Consider the following 18,133-nt stretch of genomic DNA (forward strand, 5'->3'; position numbering starts at 1 on the left):
GAAGCGATGGACCTTTTCAACCACCAGCTGAGGCTGCACGCGGATCCGTCGCGTGTGGTCGTCCGCCCGTTTCACATCGCGTGGGGCGGTCATGGAGGCGCCCCGAGCCGCACCGAGCGGCTGGTCGGCGAAGTCCTCGAAATGTCCCCCGCCGAGGCGCGGACGCAGCTGGAGGTCGTGCTCAAGGACTTCGAGGCGCGGCACTGGCAGACGCGGCGTGTGTTCATGACGCGCTACGACCAGATCGAGGACATGCTCGGCCTCGACGGCAGCGAGATCGGTGACGAGAAGCGTCAGCTGATCGGCGCCTATTTCTGCCACGAATATTCCTACGCTGCCGCCGCGCTGATGAACCCGAGTGCGGTGCCGCACTTCGACCAGTCGGGCATGCCGCCGGGGTCGCTGCGCGTGCTGATGTCGATGCGGGCAGTCGGCGAGGGCCATATCTCGTCGGTCGCGTTCCGCGAGGGCATCATCACCGACGGCAACCAGATGAAGCTGGCGCCCGAGCCGCCGTTCGCGACCGCGACCGACGCGGTCGGCAGCGGCGAGGACGAGATGCCGATCGGCCCCGTCACCGTCTATCGCCACCGCGACAGCACGCTCAGCGGCACCGTCATTTTCCCGATCACCCAGGCGCAGTCCAAGGGGCTCGAGGACCTGCGCATCGTCCAGTTCGTCCACGACGACGGGTCGCTCGAATGGATCGGCACCTACACCGCGTATAACGGGTCGGTGATCCAGTCCGAGCTGATGCGCACGCGCGATTTCCGCGCGTTCGATCTCGTCCCCATGACCGGTCGCGCCGCGCGCAACAAGGGCATGGCGCTGTTCCCGCGGAAGGTGAACGGCCAGTATATGATGATCGGCCGGCAGGACGGCGAGAACCTGTTCCTGCTCAAGTCGGACACGCTGACCGACTGGGACGATGGCGAGAAGATCCTCGAGCCGACCTATCCGTGGGAACTCGTCCAGATCGGCAATTGCGGTCCGCCGATCGAGCTCGACGAAGGCTGGCTGCTGCTGACGCACGGCGTCGGCGCGATGCGCAAATACTCGATCGGCGCGGTGCTGCTCGACAAGGACGATCCCTCGAAGGTGCTCGGCCGCACGACGCAGCCGATCCTCGCCGCCAAGGACCAGGACCGCGAGGGCTATGTCCCCAACGTCGTCTACAGCTGCGGCGCGCTGCGCCACGGCGACACGATCTTCATGCCCTATGGCATCGCCGACAGCTCGGTCGGCTTCGCGTTCGTGAAGATCCGCGAAATGCTCGAGGCGATGGGGAAGTAACAACCCCCTCCGTCATCCTGACGAACGTCAGGACCCAGGGTTACAAGCGTTGCGCTTTGTACCCCTGGGTCCCGGGTCAAGCCCGGGATGACGGAGGGGTCCGTCCCCGGATCGTGCTGTCCCGGACGGAATTTATCGTGCCGCCGCCATCGTCCGCCGATACAGCAGCCACGTCAGCACCGCGAAAAGCAGCGTCCCGCCGACCAGCGCCACGGTCGCGAACCCGTCACCGACCAGCGCCAGCGGCGTTTCCTTGTTGGTGAGGTAGACGATCCCCGCGAAGCCGACACCCCACAGGCTCTCGCCGACGATCATTCCGGTCGCGGTCAGCACACCCATCCGTTCGGCGCGCTCCGGATCGCGCGAGCCCCGCGCCCAGCGGTCATAGGCCCAGCCGATCACCGCGCCGATCGATACCGGCAGCGTCACCGCCATCGGCAGATAGACGCCGAGACCCACGCCGAGCGGCGGCAGCCGCATCTTTCCCGCGCGGCCGAGCGCTTCGTCGACGATGATCACGGCCACCCCGGCGATCGCACCATAGCCGATCATCGCCCAGTTGAGATTGCCGCCCAGCACGCCCTTCGCCAGTGCCGAGATCAGCGCGGCCTGCGGGGCCGCCAGCGCGTTCGGCCCCGCCCCCGGCGCGCCGGCGAAGCCGAGCGTGCTGCCGAGCAGGTTGAGCACTGGCGGCACCACCAGCGAGCCGAACACCACGCCGATCAGCAACGCGACCTGCTGCTTCCACGGCGTCGCGCCGACCAGTTGCCCGGTCTTCAGGTCCTGCAGATTGTCGTTCGAGATCGTGGCCACGCCGAACACGATCCCCGTGACGATCAGCGCATAGGCGACCAGCGCCTGCGTCGTCCTGGGCTCGACCGCGCGGCCGAACCAGGCGACCAGCAGGATCGATGCGGCGAGGATCGAGAGGATCCCGATCCCCGACACCGGCGAGTTGGACGCGCCGATCAGCCCCGCCATGTACCCGCACACCGCCGCGATCACGAGGCCGATGACGAGGATGAAGATCAGGCTGCCGACGATCAGCCCAATCGCGGACGCCTCCAGCGGCCCGCCCGCCAGCGCGGTCCAGAGCAGGATGCCGATCGGCACCAGCATCGCGAGCGACGCCGCGCCGACGATCCCGATCGGAATGTCGCGCTCCTCGAGCGCCAGCACCGCGCCGCCGCGCTTGGCCGCCGAAGCCGCCAGCGCCGAGCGCACGCCGCCGATCACGGGTCCGGCGATCTTGAGCAGCGTCCAGATCGCCGCGATGCCGATCACGCCTGCGCCGAAGAAGCGGACGTCCGACCGGAACACCGTGCCGGCGAGCGCCTCGACCGTCCCCGTTCCCACGCCGATCTGCGCGGTCAGGATCGGCAGCAGGATCCACCAGCCGATCACCACGCCCGCGAACATCGCCATGCCCACGGAAATGCCGACCAGATGGCCTGCGCCGAGCAGCGCGAACGACAGTCCGCCCGAAATCCCGGTGGCGCCCGCACCGACGCGGAAATAGGTCGCGGCCTCGGCGGCGGCGAGCTTGGTCTGCGTCAGGATTGCGAACCCGGCCGAGACGACCGCGTTGACGACGATAATCTTCAGGCCGGCGGCGCTCTCTTCGCCACCCTCCCGGCTGCCCGCGCCGACCTTCAGCACCTCGGCCGCCGCGCGCCCCTCGGGATAGGGCAGCACCGTGTCGACGACGAGCGCACGGCGCAGCGGCACCGAGAACAGCACGCCGAGGATACCGCCGAACATCGTGATTGCGGCGGTCGTGAAGAACGGGAAGCCCTGCCACCAGCCGATCATCACCAGCCCCGGCAGCACGAAGATGATCGCCGCCAGCGTCCCCGCGGCCGAAGCGATCGTCTGGACGATGTTGTTCTCGAGGATCGTCGAATCCTTGAACCCGCGCAGGATCGCCATCGAGATCACCGCGGCGGGGATCGAGGTCGCGAAGGTCAGCCCGATCTTGAGCCCCAGATAGACGTTCGCCGCGGTGAACAGCAGCGTGATGATTCCGCCGAGCACGATCCCCCGGAACGTCAATTCGCGCATGCGCGGGGCAGCGATACGGGCAGTGTCGGTCATTCTCGTCCCCTGGTTTGCCACAACGCTAGCAGGGGGCAGAGGCGAAGTCTCTCCTCACCGATCCTGCGCTGCCGTTCGCCTACCCCGCTCGGCTTTCCGTATCGCTACGGCTTAGCGCTTACCGCCGTGGCACCTCTCCCCTCGCCCCCCCAACCCCCGTCACCACATCGTCACCCCAGCGAAGGCTGGGGTCTCCCGCGGTGAAGTACCGCGCCAACCGCAGGAGATCCCAGCCTTCGCTGGGATGACGGACGTACGGGGGCATCGATGACGCGCACGATGGCATCTTTGCTCGGGGTCTGCGCAACGAGCCCCAAACCGTCGCACCCGCTATTGCAAATCACTCGCGTTAGTATTAGCGCGCCGCTCTGAAAGGGGCCCTCATGCCACATCGTAATTTGCTTATCGCGCTCTCCCTCGGATCCGCGCTCGCCGCGGTACCGGCGTTCGCCCAGACCAGCACCACGCCCGAGGACGGCACGATCGTCGTCGAGGGCCAGCTGCAGCACAATCAGGCGATGTCGGGCACCAAGAGCAGCGCGCCGATCGCCGAGACCCCGCAGTCGATCAGCGTGATCAGCGCCGCCGACATCGCCGGCTTGGGACTGCAGAACCTGAACCAGGCGCTGCGTTTCGTCGCGGGCGTCACCCCCGAACAACGTGGCTCCAGCGCCGAGGTATATGACCAGTTCAAGCTGCGCGGCTTCGATGCGCCACAGTTCCTCGATGGCCTCAAGCTTCAGGGCGGTGCTGGCTATCTGTCGCCGCAGGTCGACGTGTCGCGGCTCGACCGCATCGAGGTCCTGAAGGGCCCTGCGTCGGTGCTCTACGGCCAGTCCGGCCCCGGCGGCCTCGTCGCGCTGTCGAGCAAGATGCCGCTCGACAAGGATCTCTACGGCGCGGTCAGCGGCACCTACGGCACCTACGACCTCTACCGCGTCGACGCCGACATCGGCGGTCGTGCGGGATCCGACGTGCTGTGGCGGTTGAACGGCAGCGCGAATGGCGCATCGACGCAGCAGCGCTTCGGCAAGCGCGAGCGCCAGACGGTATCGGGCGCGGTGACGCTCGGCGCGGGCAGCTCGACCAGCCTGACGCTGCTCGGCGCCTATTCGCACGACCCCGCCAACGGCACCTATAGCGTGTTCCCGGCGTCGGGGACGTTCATCGCGAACCCCAACGGCCAATTGTCGACCAAATGGGACGGCGGCGAGCCGGACAATTTCTTCTCGCGCGAACAGGCGGCACTCACCTACATCTTCCGGCACGACTTCGGCGGCGGCTGGAGCCTGCGCTCGTCGGGACGCTACCAATATGTCGGCTCGAAGCTCGGCATCGTCTATCCGGGCGGCACGCTGACCGCGAGCGATCCGACGCAGCAGACATATGACCGCTATTCCTATTCGACGCGCGAGCAGCTGAACGCTTGGACGTTCGACAACCAGCTGCACGGCACCGTCGTGACCGGTCCGCTGACGCATGACCTGCTGTTCGGTGCCGACCGCCAGGTGTCGCATGCGAACGAGGTCTATGCGTTCGGTGGCGCGACGAAGATCAACGCGTTCAATCCGGTCTACGGCACGATGCGCGTGCCGCTGACGCCCGAGACCGTGCCCGGCTACACCCCTGGCACGATCTCGCCCGCCGTCGTCCAACAGGTGAACCTGCGCCAGCAGGGCGTTTATGCGCAGGACCAGATTTCGCTCGGCGGCCTGCGGGTCCTGCTCAGCGGTCGTCAGGACTGGGCGCGCGTCGACGGCACGAACGCGGGCACGCGCATCGTCGACTCGTCGAACAAGTTCACTTGGCGCGCGGGCGCGCTCTACACCACGTCGTTCGGTGTCGCGCCCTATGCGAGCTACTCGACCTCGTTCGAGCCGCAGACCGCGCAGCTGCTGTCGCCGACCGGCGTGGTCAGCACGGCGAAACCCTCGACCGGCGAGCAGATCGAGGCAGGCGTCAAATATTCGGTCCCGGGCACGCCCATCCTGCTGACCGCGGCATGGTTCCGGATCGACCAGAGCAACCTGGTCACCGCGATCCCCAATTCGAACTTTTCGGTGCAGACGGGCAAGGTGCGATCGAAGGGCATCGAGGTCGAGGCGACAGCGCCGCTGCCCTATGGCTTCAACGCCAAGCTCGCGTTCAGCCGACAGAAGGTGCGGACGATCGAGGACGAGAACCCCGCCAATATCGGCAAGGGCATCCTCGGCGTCGGACGCGGCGGCGTATCGGGCAATCTCGAATGGGCGCCGAAGACCGGCGCGCTGCAGGGGCTCGCGATCGGCGGCGCGGTGCGCCATGTCAGCGAAGTCTATGCCGGCACCTATTTCGACGGCGTCACGCGCAACACGCCGTCGGTGACGCTGGCCGACGCGCTGATCCGCTACGACCTCGCCAAGTTCGCGCCGAAGCTCAACGGCCTGACGCTGGCGGTCAATGCGACCAATGTGTTCGACAAGAAGTACATCAGCACCTGCTACCTCGATTACGGCTGGTGCTGGTACGGCAACCGCCGGACGGTGCAGGCGACGATCGGTTATCGTTTCTAGGCCTCTGGGTCCCCCGCGAAAGCGGGGGACCGGCAGATTACCGCGCAGCCATCCGCCGCGCGAAATGCACCTCGACCGCGCGCGTTACGCTTTCCGCGATCCGGTGCCGGCCGTCGCCGCTGTCGAGGAAGGCGGCGTCCTGCGGGTTCGAGATATAGCCCGTCTCGAACAGGATCGACGGCATGTCGGGCGCCTTCAGCACCATCAGCGACGCCATGCGGTGGAAATTGGGTTTCAGCGGCATCAGCGGCTTCGCCTCGCGCCCCAATAGTCGCGCGAAGGTCGCCGATGCGTTCATCGTCTCGCGCTGCGTCAGGTCGATCAGGATCGACGACACGTCGGCGCCCGCCTCGCCCAGATTGACGCCCGAGATCACATCCGCCTTGTTCTCGCGCGCGGCCAATCGTGCCGCTTCCTTGTCCGATGCGACCTCCGACAGCGTATAGGCGGTCGCACCCGTCGCTTCCGGGCTCCCGGTGCTGTCGCAGTGGATCGAGATGAACAGGTCGCCCCGCAGCCGCCGCGCGATCCCGTAACGCTCTCGCAACACAAGGAAACGATCGTCGTCCCGCGTCAGCGCGACCCGCACCCGCCCACTCGCGAGCAACTCGTCACGGATCGCCTTCGCGACTCTCAACGTCACATCCTTCTCCCGCAGCCCCTCCGGCCCGATCGCACCGGGATCGACGCCGCCATGCCCTGCATCGATCACCACCAGCGGGCGCGAATCGTCACCCTGCACGCGGGGAAGCTTCCCACTGCGCGTGGCCGGTGGGACGGGGATCGACACCTTGTACTTCGGCCGCGACCGCTGCCCGAGATTGAAGGGGAAAAAGTTGAGTGGACCGGCGATCCCGGCCTCGGCGAACTGTGCATCGTCGACCGAGCGCAGCGACAGTGTCAACGCGCGCCCGTCGGAATCGAACCCGCCATCCTCGACGATCGCGGGTCCAGCGAGGTCGAACACCAGCCTGGTGACGCCGCTGCCGTGGCGCTGCTGCGTCATCCGGGTCACCAGACCCGTGGCCGCGAACGGTGCGCCGGGGGTGGCGCCGGTTACGTCGACGATGATGCGGCCGTCGTTGCTTTGCACGCGGCTGCTCGCGTCGCGGACCGCGTCGTCGAAGCGGATGACGATCCGCCCGTCGCGCACCGCGACGCTCTGTACGGTCGCCGCCCAGACGGGCGCCGGGACCCAACCGGCCATCATGGCGAGAAGCGCGAACACGCTGCGACCTTGCCGCGCCGTCGCCTCGCCGGTCCAGCGAAAAGCCATTACAAACCCCTTAGAATCGATCGAAAAATCGCTTCGAAGCCAAGTGGGTAGACGCTGCTTCCAGAACGCAGGCTTGCCGCACGCGGTTAATTTTCCGTTCGGCACGATTTTGCCGGCAAGCCGTTGCCGCCCCCGGCCGACGACTGCCAGTTGCGATATGGTATCCGAGGTGCTAGCCCTGCGGTGCATCCGTGCGTGGTCCGAATACCGACCATCGCCGGGCAATAGCCGGCCCGGTCCCGGGCGCGGCACTTCAGGTTGACGCTCTCATGACGCATTTCCCCTGCCCCGCTGACCGACCGGCCTTCGCCGGTGGGGGCGCGGTCGCCTGGGAGCCGCCGGGCTTGTACCCGCGGCGTGCGTGGCGAGCAGAGGCACATTCGCATACCCACGCGCTCAGGGCGATTGGCCCGGGCGCTCCACCATCAAGCGCGCGACGGCAGCAAACAGGCCCGGCGCGCGCGCGGAGACTTCATAATGACAACGCGCATGCTGATCGACGCACGCCACCGGGAAGAAACCCGCGTGGCAGTCGTCAAGGGTAACCGGATCGAGGAATTCGACTTCGAGTCTGCCGAACGCAAGCAGCTCAAGGGCAATATCTACCTCGCCAAGGTGACGCGGGTCGAGCCGTCGCTCCAGGCGGCGTTCATCGATTACGGCGGCAACCGCCACGGCTTCCTCGCGTTCAGCGAGATCCATCCCGACTACTACCAGATCCCCAAGGAAGACCGCGACGCGCTGCTGCGCGAAGAGGCCGAGCACGCCGCCGAGGAAGCCGCGCTGCGCGCCGAGCACGACCTGGACGACGACGAGTTCGACGATCTGGAGTCGGGCGAAGAGCCGAGCGAAGACGATATCGAGCGCTTCGAGGACGATGGCGGCGCCGAGCCCGATACCGCCGAGGACGGCGAGACCCCGCGGCGCAAGCGCAAGTCGAACGGCGACGACGCCGCGGTCGAGGACTTGCGCGAGCGCCGCATGAACCTGCGCCGCCGCTACAAGATCCAGGACGTGATCCATCGCCGCCAGGTGCTGCTCGTCCAGGTCGTCAAGGAAGAGCGCGGCAACAAGGGCGCGGCGCTGACGACCTATCTGTCGCTGGCCGGCCGCTATTGCGTGCTGATGCCCAACACGAGCCACGGCGGCGGCATCTCGCGTAAAATCTCGAACGCGGGCGATCGCAAGCGCCTCAAGTCGATCATGGCCGACATGCAGCTGCCGCCGTCGATGGGCTGCATCGTCCGCACCGCCGGGCTGCAGCGTACCAAGGTCGAGATCAAGCGCGACTTCGACTATCTGGCCCGCCTGTGGGACGGCATCCGCGAGACGACGCTGAAGGCGTCGGCGCCGGCGCTCGTCTATGGCGACAGCGACCTGATCAAGCGCGCGATCCGCGACATCTACAACAAGGAGATCGACGAGGTCATCGTCGAGGGCGAGGACGGCTATCGCCAGGCCAAGGAGTTCATGCGCCTGCTGATGCCGACGCATGCGCGCCGCATCAAACATTATGCCGACGCGGTGCCGCTGTTCCAGCGCGCGGGCGTCGAGGAACAGCTGTCGGCGATGTACCATCCGGTCGTCCAGCTGAAGTCGGGCGGCTATCTGGTCATCAACCCGACCGAGGCGCTCGTCTCGATCGACATCAACTCCGGCCGCTCGACGCGCGAGCACAGCATCGAGCAGACCGCGACCGCGACCAACCTGGAGGCAGCCCAGGAAATCGGCCGCCAGCTGCGCCTGCGCGACATGGCCGGGCTCGTCGTCATCGACTTCATCGACATGGACAACAATTCCAATGTCCGGAAGGTCGAGAAGGCGATGAAGGAGGCGCTGAAGAACGATCGCGCGCGCATCCAGGTCGGCCGCATCTCGAGCTTCGGCCTGATGGAGATGAGCCGCCAGCGCCTGCGCACCGGCGTGCTCGAGGCGTCCACCCGCGCCTGCCCGCATTGCGAGGGCACGGGCCTCGTCCGCACCGCATCGTCGTCGGGCATTTCCGCGCTGCGCATGATCGAGGACGAGGCCGCCCGCGGTCGCGGTTCGGTCCTCACGCTGCGCGCGAGCCAGGAAGCCGCGGTCTACGTGCTCAACCGCAAGCGTGCCGACATCGCCGAGATCGAGGACCGCTACGGCGTGATCGTCGAGATCATCCCCGGCCAGGACGAGGAAGGCGCGCACATGACGGTCGAGGCCAGTGGCCCGCCGCCCGCGCACCCGCCCAAGTTCGTCCAGATCATCGAGGACGACGAGGACGACCTGCCCGAGGAGATCGAGGACGAGATCGACGAGGAAGAGGTCGACGAGACCGAGGTCGAGGAGCAGCCCCGCCGTCGCGAACAGCCGCGTGAGCGCGAGGCGGCCGCCGAGGGCGAAGGTGGCCGCAAGCGCCGCCGCCGTCGCGGTCGTCGCGGTCGTGCGCGTCCCGGTGAGGACGGCGCAGACGGCACGGAAGCCAGCGAAGCGCTTGCCGGCGAAGAGACCGAAGACACCGGCGACTATGCCGAGGTCGAAGAGGTCGCCGGCGACGACACCGTCGAGACGGTCCAGTCCGACCGGTCCGAGACCGAAGGCGAAGGCAACGGCGAAGGCGGCGGCGAAGGCCGTCGTCGGCGCGGTCGTCGCGGTCGTCGCGGCGGTCGCCGCAACGAAGGCACGCAGGAGCAGTCGATCGACACCGTCCCCGCGGACGATGCCGCGCTGATCGCCGACGCGCCCGAGCCCGAAGCCGAGCCCGTCGTGGAGGCCGCGCCTGCACCGGCACCCGCCGAGCCCGCGCCCAAGACGCGCCGTCGTCCCCGCGCTCGTGCCGCTGCCCCGGCAGAGGTTGCCGAGGCGGTCGCCGACGCGACGATGGAAGAGCTGGCGCCGGTCGAAACGCCGGTTCCGATCGTCGAGGCTCTGCCCGAGCCGATCGCGCCCGAGCCAATTGCGCCCGAGCCGGTGGCCGACGCGCCCGCCCCCAAGGCCCGCAAGCCCCGCCGCAAGGCAGCGGCGCCCGTGGTCGAGGAAGCACCGGTGGTCGAGGACGAGGCACCCGCCAAGCCCAAGCGCCGTCCGCGCAAGAAGGCAGCGGACGTCGTGGTCGATGCCGGCGACGCCGCCCCGGTCGACGAGGCGCTGAGCGCGACCGTGGCAACGACTCCGGTCAAGGCCGAGGTCCAGCCCGAGGCGCCCGCACCGGACACGTCGAACGACGATCCCGACGGCGCCCCCCGCCGCGGCTGGTGGCAGCGCACCTTCGGCGCGTGATGCAAGGAGGCGCGGGGTGATCCCCGCGCCTCCAGTCTCCAGGTCAAAAATCCTCCCCCGCCAGGGGGAGGTGGCGCCGAAGGCGACGGAGGGGGCGGCAAGCGATGCGCTTCGACACTCCGAGCGCCGCCTTCCCGCACTCCGAGCGCCCCCTATCCGCCCCCTCCGTCACGCTGCGCGTGCCACCTCCCCCTGGCGGGGGAGGATGAAAACAGCCCTTCGACTGCGCTCAGGGCGAACGGAAGAGAGGTTGCCCGCCCCCGGTTGCCCCTCCGGCCCGAAACGCCGATAACGCGCGCATGAAGCGTATCGTCGCCGCCGCAACCGCCGCCCTTCTCCTCTGGGTCCAGCCCGCACAGGCGCAGTCGATCCTGCGCGATGCCGAGACCGAGGCGATGTTCGCCGACATGTCGACCCCGCTGATCAAGGCGGCCGGGCTGTCGCCCCGCGACGTCAAGGTTGTGCTGATCAACGACGAGTCGATCAACGCCTTCGTCGTCGGCGGGCAGACCGTCTATGTCCATTCGGGCCTGATCCAGGCCGCCGACAACGCCAACGAGGTTCAGGGCGTGATCGCGCACGAACTCGGTCATATTGCCGACGGGCACGTCGTGCTCGCCGACCGCGGCAGCAAGCCGGCAATGGGCATGTACCTGCTGTCGATGGTGCTGGGCCTGGCGGCGATGGCCGCGGGCAGCCCCGAGGCGGGCAGCGGGATCATGGCGGCGGGGCAACAGGCGGCGATGGGCAACTACCTCGCCTTCAGCCGCGTCCAGGAGTCGACCGCGGACGCGACCGCCGCGAAATTCCTGCGCGAATCGAACGTGTCCGGACGCGGCATGCTCAGTTTCTTCAAGAAGCTGCAGCAGCAGGAATATCGCTACGGCACCACCAATATCGACCCGTTCATGCAGAGCCATCCGCTGTCGGGCGAACGCGTCGCGACGCTCAGCGCCGACCTTCAGGCATCCCCTGCCTGGGCCAACAAGCCGGACGCAGCGCTGGAGGAACGCTTCCGGCGGGTGAAGGCGAAGCTCGCCGGCTATGTCCAGCCTGCGCCGCGTACGCTGCAGCAATATCCGCCGTCGGACCAGTCGGTCTATGCGCATTACGCGCGCGCCTATGCGTATCACAAGGCAGGCTATCCGGAGAAAGCCGACGCCGAATCCGCCGCGCTGATCCGCGCCGCGCCGACCGATCCCTATTTCCTCGAGATCAAGGGCCAGATCCTGCTCGAGGCCGGCAAGCCCGCGGCGGCGCTCGAACCCTTGCGCGCCGCGACCGAGGGCTCGCGCAACAACCCGCTGATCGCGACGACCTTCGGCCACGCGCTGATCGCGACCGAGGACAAGGCGAACTACCCGGAAGCGACGCGCGTGCTGCGCACCGCGGTCGGGCGCGACGACGAGAATCCGTTCACCTGGATGCAGCTCGGCACGGTCTACGAACTGACGGGCGATACCGCACGCGCGAGTCTGGCCACCGCCGAGCGCGCGAGCATGGCCGGCGACATGCGCACCGCATCCGCCAGCGGGCAATATGCGCTCGCCAACATCCCGCCCAACACGCCCGACTGGATCCGCGCGCAGGACATCGTCATGGCCGCGCAGAACGTGATGGACGACAACCCCAAGCAATATAAGCGACGCAAATGAGCAAATGGACATTGCCGGCCATCGCGGTCGCCGGCGCCGCGATCGGCGGCCTCGCCGTCTGGGGCTATGATCGTCAGGCTGCGCCCGGCGGGCTGGCGCGCGCGCAGGTCGAGGGCATCGTCCATGACTATGTGCTGGCGCATGGCGAGCTGCTGCCCCAGGCGATGCAGAAGCTGCAGGAGCGCGAATCGGGTACGGCCGTCGCTGCCAACCGACCGGCGATCGTCACGCCGTTCGGCAGCGCCTGGACCGGCAACCCCAAGGGGGACGTCACCCTGGTCGAATATTTCGACTATAATTGCGGCTATTGCCGCGCCAGCCTGCCGACGATCGCCAAGCTGGTCGCCGCCGATCCCAATCTGCGCGTCGTGTTCCGCGACCTGCCCATCCTGAGCCCGCAGAGCCGCACCGCGGCGCGGGCGAGCCTGGCTGCGGCGCAGCAGGGCAAGTTCGGGGCGTTCCACGACGCGCTCTATGCGGCGGGGCCGGTGAGCGAGGCCACGATCGCGCGTGCCAGCGCGACCGCGGGGGTCGATACGGGCGGCGCGGCGGGGTTCGCGGCGACCGCCGACGCCGAGATCGGCAAGAACATGGAGACCGCGGCGAAACTCGGCGTCACCGGCACGCCGGCCTGGGTCGTCGGCGACCGCGTCCTCTCGGGCGCGCTGCCGATCGAGGAACTGCAAAAGGCGATCGCGGCGGCGCGGGCCGGGTAGCGCGCCCCTTCCCGTCACCCCAGCGAAGGCTGGGGTCTCGTGGTGCCAGGTCGCGAACCCCACCACGAGATGCCAGCCTTCGCTGGCATGACGGCTGAGCGTAAAAGACTTGTCGCGGGCTATCATTGGCACCACCCCGCCCCCATCTCCCACCCGCAAGGGGGCCTCAATGACCGAAACCATCCTGTCCGTCGCGGGCGTGACCAAGACGTACAAGAGCGGCACGACCGCGCTGCATCCCGTCGATCTGGATATCAGACGCGGCGAGATCTTCGCGCTGCTCGGGCCCAACGGTGCGGGCAAGACCACGCTGATCAGCATCATCTGCGGCATCGTCACGCCGTCCGCCGGCACGATCACCGTCGCGGGACACGACGCGATCCATGACTTCAAGCAGGCGCGGCGGCGGATCGGACTGGTGCCGCAGGAACTCAACGTCGACATGTTCGAGACCGTGCTGGCGACCGTCACGTTCAGCCGCCGGCTGTTCGGACGGTCGGGACACAGCGCGTACATCGAACAGGTGCTGCGCGACCTGTCGCTCTGGGACAAGCGCGACGCCAAGATCATGGCGCTGTCGGGGGGCATGAAGCGCCGCGTGCTGATCGCCAAGGCGCTGGCGCACGAACCCGAGATCCTGTTCCTCGACGAACCCACGGCCGGCGTCGACGTCGCGCTGCGCCGCGACATGTGGAAGCTGGTCCACCGGCTGCGCGAAGGCGGCACGACGATCATCCTGACCACGCATTACATCGAGGAGGCCGAGGAGATGGCCGACCGTGTCGGCGTGATCGACAAGGGCCGCCTGCTGCTCGTCGACGACAAGGCGTCGCTGATGAAGAAGCTCGGCAAGCGCGAGATGGACATCGCGTTGCAGGAGCCGCTCGCGACGGTTCCGCCCGAGTTGGCGGACTGGGACCTGTCGCTGCAGAATGACGGCAAGACGCTGCGCTACGTGTTCGACGCGCAGGCGGACCATACGGGTATCCCCTCGCTGCTCCGGAAACTGAACGAGCTCGGGATCGGCTTCAAGGATCTCGAGACCAGCAAGTCGAGCCTCGAGGACATCTTCGTCGACCTGGTTGGAGAGCGCGCATGAACACCCATGGTATCTGGGCGATCTACCGCTTCGAGATGGCGCGCGCGCTGCGCACCCTGTGGCAGAGCCTCGTCACGCCGGTGCTGACCACCAGCCTGTATTTCATCGTCTTCGGCGGCGCGATCGGCAGCCGGATGCAGGAGGTCGGCGGGGTCGGCTATGGCAGCTTCATCGTGCCGGGGCTGATCATGCTGTCGCTGCTGACGCAGAGCATCAGCAACGCCTCGATCGGGATCTACTTCCCCAAGTTCACCGGCACGATCTACGAGCTGCTGAGCGCCCCCATATCGGCGATGGAGATGGTGATCGGCTATGTCGGCGCGGCGACCACCAAGTCGGTGATCCTGGGGCTGATCATCCTCGCCACCGCGGCGTTCTTCGTGCCGCTCCGGATCGAGCATCCGTTCGCGATGGTGGCGTTCCTGATCCTCACCTCGGTCGCGTTCAGCCTGTTCGGGTTCATCATCGGCGTCTGGGCGCAGGGGTTCGAGCAGCTGAACTTCGTGCCGGCGCTGTTGATCACGCCGCTGACCTTCCTCGGCGGCGCTTTCTACTCGATCGACATGCTGCCGCAGCCGTGGCGGACGGTCAGCCTGTTCAACCCGGTCGTGTATCTGATCAGCGGGTTTCGCTGGAGCTTCTTCGGCGTCGGCGACGTGGCGGTGGGCATCAGCCTTGCGGTGACGGCGGCGTTCCTGGCGGCGTGCCTGGTCGTGATCGCGGTGATCTTCCGGACCGGCTGGCGGATGAAGAGCTGAGCCACGGGCGCACGACGAGGCCGTTCAGGTCGATGAGCGCGTGCTGCAGCATCGCCAGCCACAGCGCGCCCGTCATCAGGTAGATGGCCGCCATCACCAGCCCGACGACCATCGTCGCCGCGACGCCCTTCCACCCCTGGTAGAGGTGCATCGCGGCGAAGATCAGCGTGGCCAAGGCGAAGGCGAGCAGCGCGCTGCCGGTGACGAGCGCGATCAGCAGCGGCAGGTAGAGCCGGAAGGCAAGTTCCTCGGTGATGCCCGCGGCGACCGACAGCATCGCGGCGTGCACCATTTCCGCGCGGTTGCGCGGGATTAAACTATCGACGTCGCCGAGCGGGGTGACCGGAGCGCGCTTGCGGCGCGTGGCGGCTAAGATACCGACGACGAGCCCGCCGACCGCTGCGCCGCCGAGCATGCCGGTCAGGAGAGCGCCCGGGCCGCCGGTGAAATCTGGGAGCAGCGCGCGGGCCGCGGCGAACTCGGGTGGCAGGGTGGCCAGCGCATTTAGGCGACCGAGCATCGCCAGACCGATCAGTGCCGGTAGCGCGAAGGCGAGTGCGGCCTTGGCTATCCAGAGGCGGTAGCGGCGTTGGCGCGATGCGGTGTCGGAGAGCGTCTTGAAGCGGCGATATTCGCCGAGATCGCCCTTGAGGAACCAGGCGATGGCGGCGAGCGCGGAGAGGAGGAGGATGAGGGGCATAGTTCCTCCGTCATGCCGGACCTGTTCCGGCATCCACCATGCCGCACACCCTAAGGCGATCTGGTTTGCGGCACGGTGGACCCCGGACCAAGTCCGGGGTGACGGGATGGGTTTTATCCTGTCCGTTTGCCTGCGTAGGCGGGATCCAGCGCCAGACAGCGCGGCGCCCGGGACTCCCGGACCCCCGCTTTCGCGGGGGAACGGAGGCCCGGGAAAGCGGCTCACCCGATGCGGTGCTCGCCCTTGACCCAGCGGACCGTGCCCGACGAGGCGCGCATCACGACGCTCTCGGTGGTCATGATCTTGCCGCCCTTGCGCTTGACGCCGGCGAGCAGCGAGCCGTCGGTGACGCCGGTTGCCGCGAAGATGCAGTCGCCCTTGGCGAGCTCGGACAGGTCGTACTGCTTGTCGAGATCGGTCACGCCCCACTTGGCGGCGCGCGCGCGCTCGTCGTCGTTGCGGAACAACAGGCGGCCCTTGAACTGGCCACCGACGCAGCGCAGCGCCGCGCAGGCGAGCACGCCCTCGGGTGCGCCGCCCGAGCCCATGTAAACGTCGATCGTGGTGTCGGGGTTGGTCGTCGCGATCACGCCCGCGACGTCGCCGTCGCCGATCAGCATCACGCCGCAGCCGATCGAGCGCAGCTCGGCGATCAGCGCCTCGTGGCGCGGGCGATCGAGCACGCAGACGATGATGTCGCGCGGCGCGACGCCCTTGGCCGCGGCGACCGCGGTGATGTTCTCGGTCGGGGTCTTGTCGAGGTCGATGATGCCCTCGGGATAGCCCGGGCCGACGGCGATCTTGTCCATGTAGACGTCGGGCGCGTTGAGCAGGCCGCCCTCGTCGGCGATCGCCAGCACGGCCAGGCTGTTCGGCCCCGCGGTCGCGCAGATCGTCGTACCCTCGAGCGGGTCGAGCGCGATGTCGATCTTCGGACCGGTGCCGATCGCGGAACCCACCTTCTCTCCGATATAGAGCATCGGCGCCTCGTCGCGCTCGCCCTCGCCGATCACCACCGTGCCGTCCATGTAGAGTTCGTTGAGCGCGGTGCGCATCGCGTCGACCGCAGCGGCATCGGCCGCCTTCTCGTCGCCGCGGCCGGTGAGCACGGAGGCGGCGATCGCGGCCGCTTCGGTCACGCGGACCATTTCGAGGACGAGGACTCGGTCGAGGACCTGGCTTGGAGCTGCAGTCATGATGATCCTTTGGCTGATGGTCGGTAGGGGTGCGAAATCAATCGCGGAGAAGGTCGTTGATGCTGGTCTTGGACCGCGTCTGCGCGTCGACGCGCTTGACGATGACCGCGCAGTAGAGGCCGAGATCGCCCCCGGTGCTGCCGGGCACGACCACCGCATAGGGAGGCACCTCGCCCTTGAAGACTTCGCCGGTCGCGCGGTCGATGATCTTGGTCGAGGCGCCGAGATAGACGCCCATCGACAGCACCGCGCCCTCGCCGACGCGAACGCCCTCCGCCACCTCGGAGCGCGCGCCGATGAACGCGCCGTCGCCGATGATGACCGGGTCCGCCTGGAGCGGTTCGAGCACGCCGCCGATGCCGGCGCCGCCCGAGATGTGCACGCCCGCACCGATCTGCGCGCAGGAGCCGACCGTCGCCCAGGCATCGATCATCGAGCCTTCACCGACATAGGCGCCGATATTGACGAAGCTCGGCATCAGGATCGCGCCCTTGGCGATGAAGCTGCCACGGCGCGCGACCGCGCCGGGCACGACGCGGATGCCGGCCGAGCGGAACTCGGCCTCGCCCCAGCCCGCGAACTTCGAGGGTACCTTGTCGAACGCCGGCGCGCCGGCCGAGCCGCCGTCGACCAGCACGTTGTCGTTGAGGCGGAACGAGAGCAGCACGGCCTTCTTCAGCCACTGGTTGACCTGCCAGCCGGTCGCGGTCGGTTCGGCGACGCGCGCGGTGCCGGCGTCGAGCATCCCGAGCGCGGTCTCGACCGCATCGCGGACCTCGCCCTTGGTATCCAGGCCGAGCGTCGCGCGCTCTTCCCACGCCTGGTCGATAATCGTCTGCAACTGGGTCATCATCTCTCCAGGATGGCTTCGAGCCACGGCGTCAGCGCGGGCACGGTGAAATCGATATGGTCGTGGTCGACATCGGCCGGCGCCTGTTCGGAGCCGTTGTCGACCCAGACGGTGGTCATGCCGATCGCCTTGGCAGGCGCAAGGTTGCGCGACATGTCGTCGACGAACAGCGATTCGATCGGGTCGATCCCGAACGTCTCGCAAAACCCCGCATAGGCCGAGGCATGCGGCTTGGGCACCAGTCCCATCGCATGGATGTCGTGGATCGCCTCGAAACTGGCGGCGAGCCCGAGCCGCTCGAGGATCCGCGTCGCATAGGGGGTGTCGCCGTTGGTGAAGACCAGCTTGCGGCCCGGCAGCTTGGCGATCGCGGCGACGAGCGGTGCGTCGTGTTCGAGCACGTCCATCTCGATGTCATGGACATGCGCGAGGAACGCGTGCGGGTCGACCTGATGCTCGGTCATCAGCCCCGACAGCGTGGTGCCGTGGCCATGGAAATACGCCTTTTGCACGCGGTGCGCCTCATCCCAGTCGACACCCAGCAGGTCCTGGATGAAACCGGTCATCCGCTGGTCGACCTGATCGAACAGATTGGCGGACGCGGGGTACAGCGTGTTGTCGAGGTCGAAGATCCAGTTGCGGATCGGGGCAAGGCGCTCGAGCATGAGGTGAGGCTCTAGGCAACGGCG

13 protein-coding genes are annotated in these 18,133 nt (G+C 67.8%); 7 read left to right on the forward strand and 6 right to left on the reverse strand.

Going from position 1 to position 18,133, the window contains the following annotated elements; all coding sequences use genetic code 11:
- Window positions 1-6: 6 nt before the first annotated feature.
- Window positions 7-1,293, forward strand: coding sequence for a glycoside hydrolase family 130 protein (locus FSB78_RS13655; RefSeq protein WP_147083159.1), 1,287 nt, complete (start codon window positions 7-9; stop codon window positions 1,291-1,293).
- Between the two features lie 132 nt (window positions 1,294-1,425).
- Here FSB78_RS13655 and FSB78_RS13660 read toward each other — a convergent pair whose 3' ends face one another.
- Entirely contained in the window at window positions 1,426-3,387 is a 1,962-nt protein-coding gene (locus FSB78_RS13660; RefSeq protein ID WP_147083160.1) for an OPT family oligopeptide transporter, read from the reverse strand.
- Window positions 3,388-3,770: 383 nt separating this feature from the next.
- Here FSB78_RS13660 and FSB78_RS13665 point away from each other — a divergent pair, with 383 nt between their 5' ends.
- Complete coding sequence (locus FSB78_RS13665; RefSeq protein WP_147083161.1) at window positions 3,771-5,939, forward strand: TonB-dependent siderophore receptor; 2,169 nt, start codon at window positions 3,771-3,773, stop codon at window positions 5,937-5,939.
- A 37-nt stretch (window positions 5,940-5,976) separates the two neighbouring features.
- Here the strand turns inward: FSB78_RS13665 and FSB78_RS13670 are convergent, their stop codons facing one another.
- A complete protein-coding gene (locus tag FSB78_RS13670) occupies window positions 5,977-7,215 on the reverse strand; it encodes an N-acetylmuramoyl-L-alanine amidase (protein WP_147083162.1) in 1,239 nt (412 codons plus the stop codon).
- 489 nt (window positions 7,216-7,704) lie between these two features.
- Between FSB78_RS13670 and FSB78_RS13675 the strand changes: the two genes are divergently transcribed.
- From FSB78_RS13675 to FSB78_RS13695, 5 genes are all read left to right on the forward strand, one after another.
- On the forward strand, window positions 7,705-10,470 hold the full coding sequence (locus FSB78_RS13675; RefSeq protein WP_147084208.1) for an Rne/Rng family ribonuclease: 2,766 nt from the start codon (window positions 7,705-7,707) through the stop codon (window positions 10,468-10,470).
- 299 nt (window positions 10,471-10,769) lie between these two features.
- On the forward strand, window positions 10,770-12,125 hold the full coding sequence (locus FSB78_RS13680) for a M48 family metalloprotease (protein ID WP_147083163.1): 1,356 nt from the start codon (window positions 10,770-10,772) through the stop codon (window positions 12,123-12,125).
- Window positions 12,122-12,841 (forward strand): DsbA family protein, encoded by a 720-nt coding sequence (locus tag FSB78_RS13685; protein ID WP_147083164.1) that lies wholly within the window; start codon window positions 12,122-12,124, stop codon window positions 12,839-12,841. Before FSB78_RS13680 ends, FSB78_RS13685 begins: the two co-directional genes overlap by 4 nt.
- 169 nt (window positions 12,842-13,010) lie before the next feature.
- Window positions 13,011-13,940, forward strand: coding sequence for an ABC transporter ATP-binding protein (locus FSB78_RS13690; protein WP_147083165.1), 930 nt, complete (start codon window positions 13,011-13,013; stop codon window positions 13,938-13,940).
- Entirely contained in the window at window positions 13,937-14,698 is a 762-nt protein-coding gene (locus tag FSB78_RS13695) for an ABC transporter permease (protein ID WP_147083166.1), read from the forward strand. Before FSB78_RS13690 ends, FSB78_RS13695 begins: the two co-directional genes overlap by 4 nt.
- Here FSB78_RS13695 and FSB78_RS13700 read toward each other — a convergent pair.
- The 4 genes from FSB78_RS13700 to FSB78_RS13715 all read right to left on the reverse strand — a co-directional run bounded on the left by FSB78_RS13700 (window position 14,610) and on the right by FSB78_RS13715 (window position 18,109).
- Window positions 14,610-15,398, reverse strand: coding sequence for a CPBP family intramembrane glutamic endopeptidase (locus FSB78_RS13700; protein WP_147083167.1), 789 nt, complete (start codon window positions 15,396-15,398; stop codon window positions 14,610-14,612). The two genes, FSB78_RS13695 and FSB78_RS13700, sit on opposite strands and share 89 nt — an antisense overlap.
- A 221-nt stretch (window positions 15,399-15,619) precedes the next feature.
- The gene (gene glpX, locus FSB78_RS13705; protein ID WP_147083168.1) at window positions 15,620-16,594 is read right to left on the reverse strand and encodes a class II fructose-bisphosphatase; all 975 of its coding nucleotides are present in this window, start codon (window positions 16,592-16,594) and stop codon (window positions 15,620-15,622) included.
- A 37-nt stretch (window positions 16,595-16,631) separates the two neighbouring features.
- Window positions 16,632-17,444, reverse strand: a complete 813-nt coding sequence (gene dapD / locus FSB78_RS13710) for a 2,3,4,5-tetrahydropyridine-2,6-dicarboxylate N-succinyltransferase (RefSeq protein WP_147083169.1) — start codon at window positions 17,442-17,444, stop codon at window positions 16,632-16,634.
- The gene (locus FSB78_RS13715; RefSeq protein WP_147083170.1) at window positions 17,444-18,109 is read right to left on the reverse strand and encodes a pyrimidine 5'-nucleotidase; all 666 of its coding nucleotides are present in this window, start codon (window positions 18,107-18,109) and stop codon (window positions 17,444-17,446) included. The genes dapD and FSB78_RS13715 overlap by 1 nt, the downstream gene beginning before the upstream one ends.
- Window positions 18,110-18,133: the final 24 nt, after the last annotated feature.

The sequence above is a fragment of the Sphingomonas ginsenosidivorax genome, from assembly GCF_007995065.1.
Taxonomy (GTDB): Bacteria; Pseudomonadota; Alphaproteobacteria; order Sphingomonadales; family Sphingomonadaceae; genus Sphingomonas; species Sphingomonas ginsenosidivorax.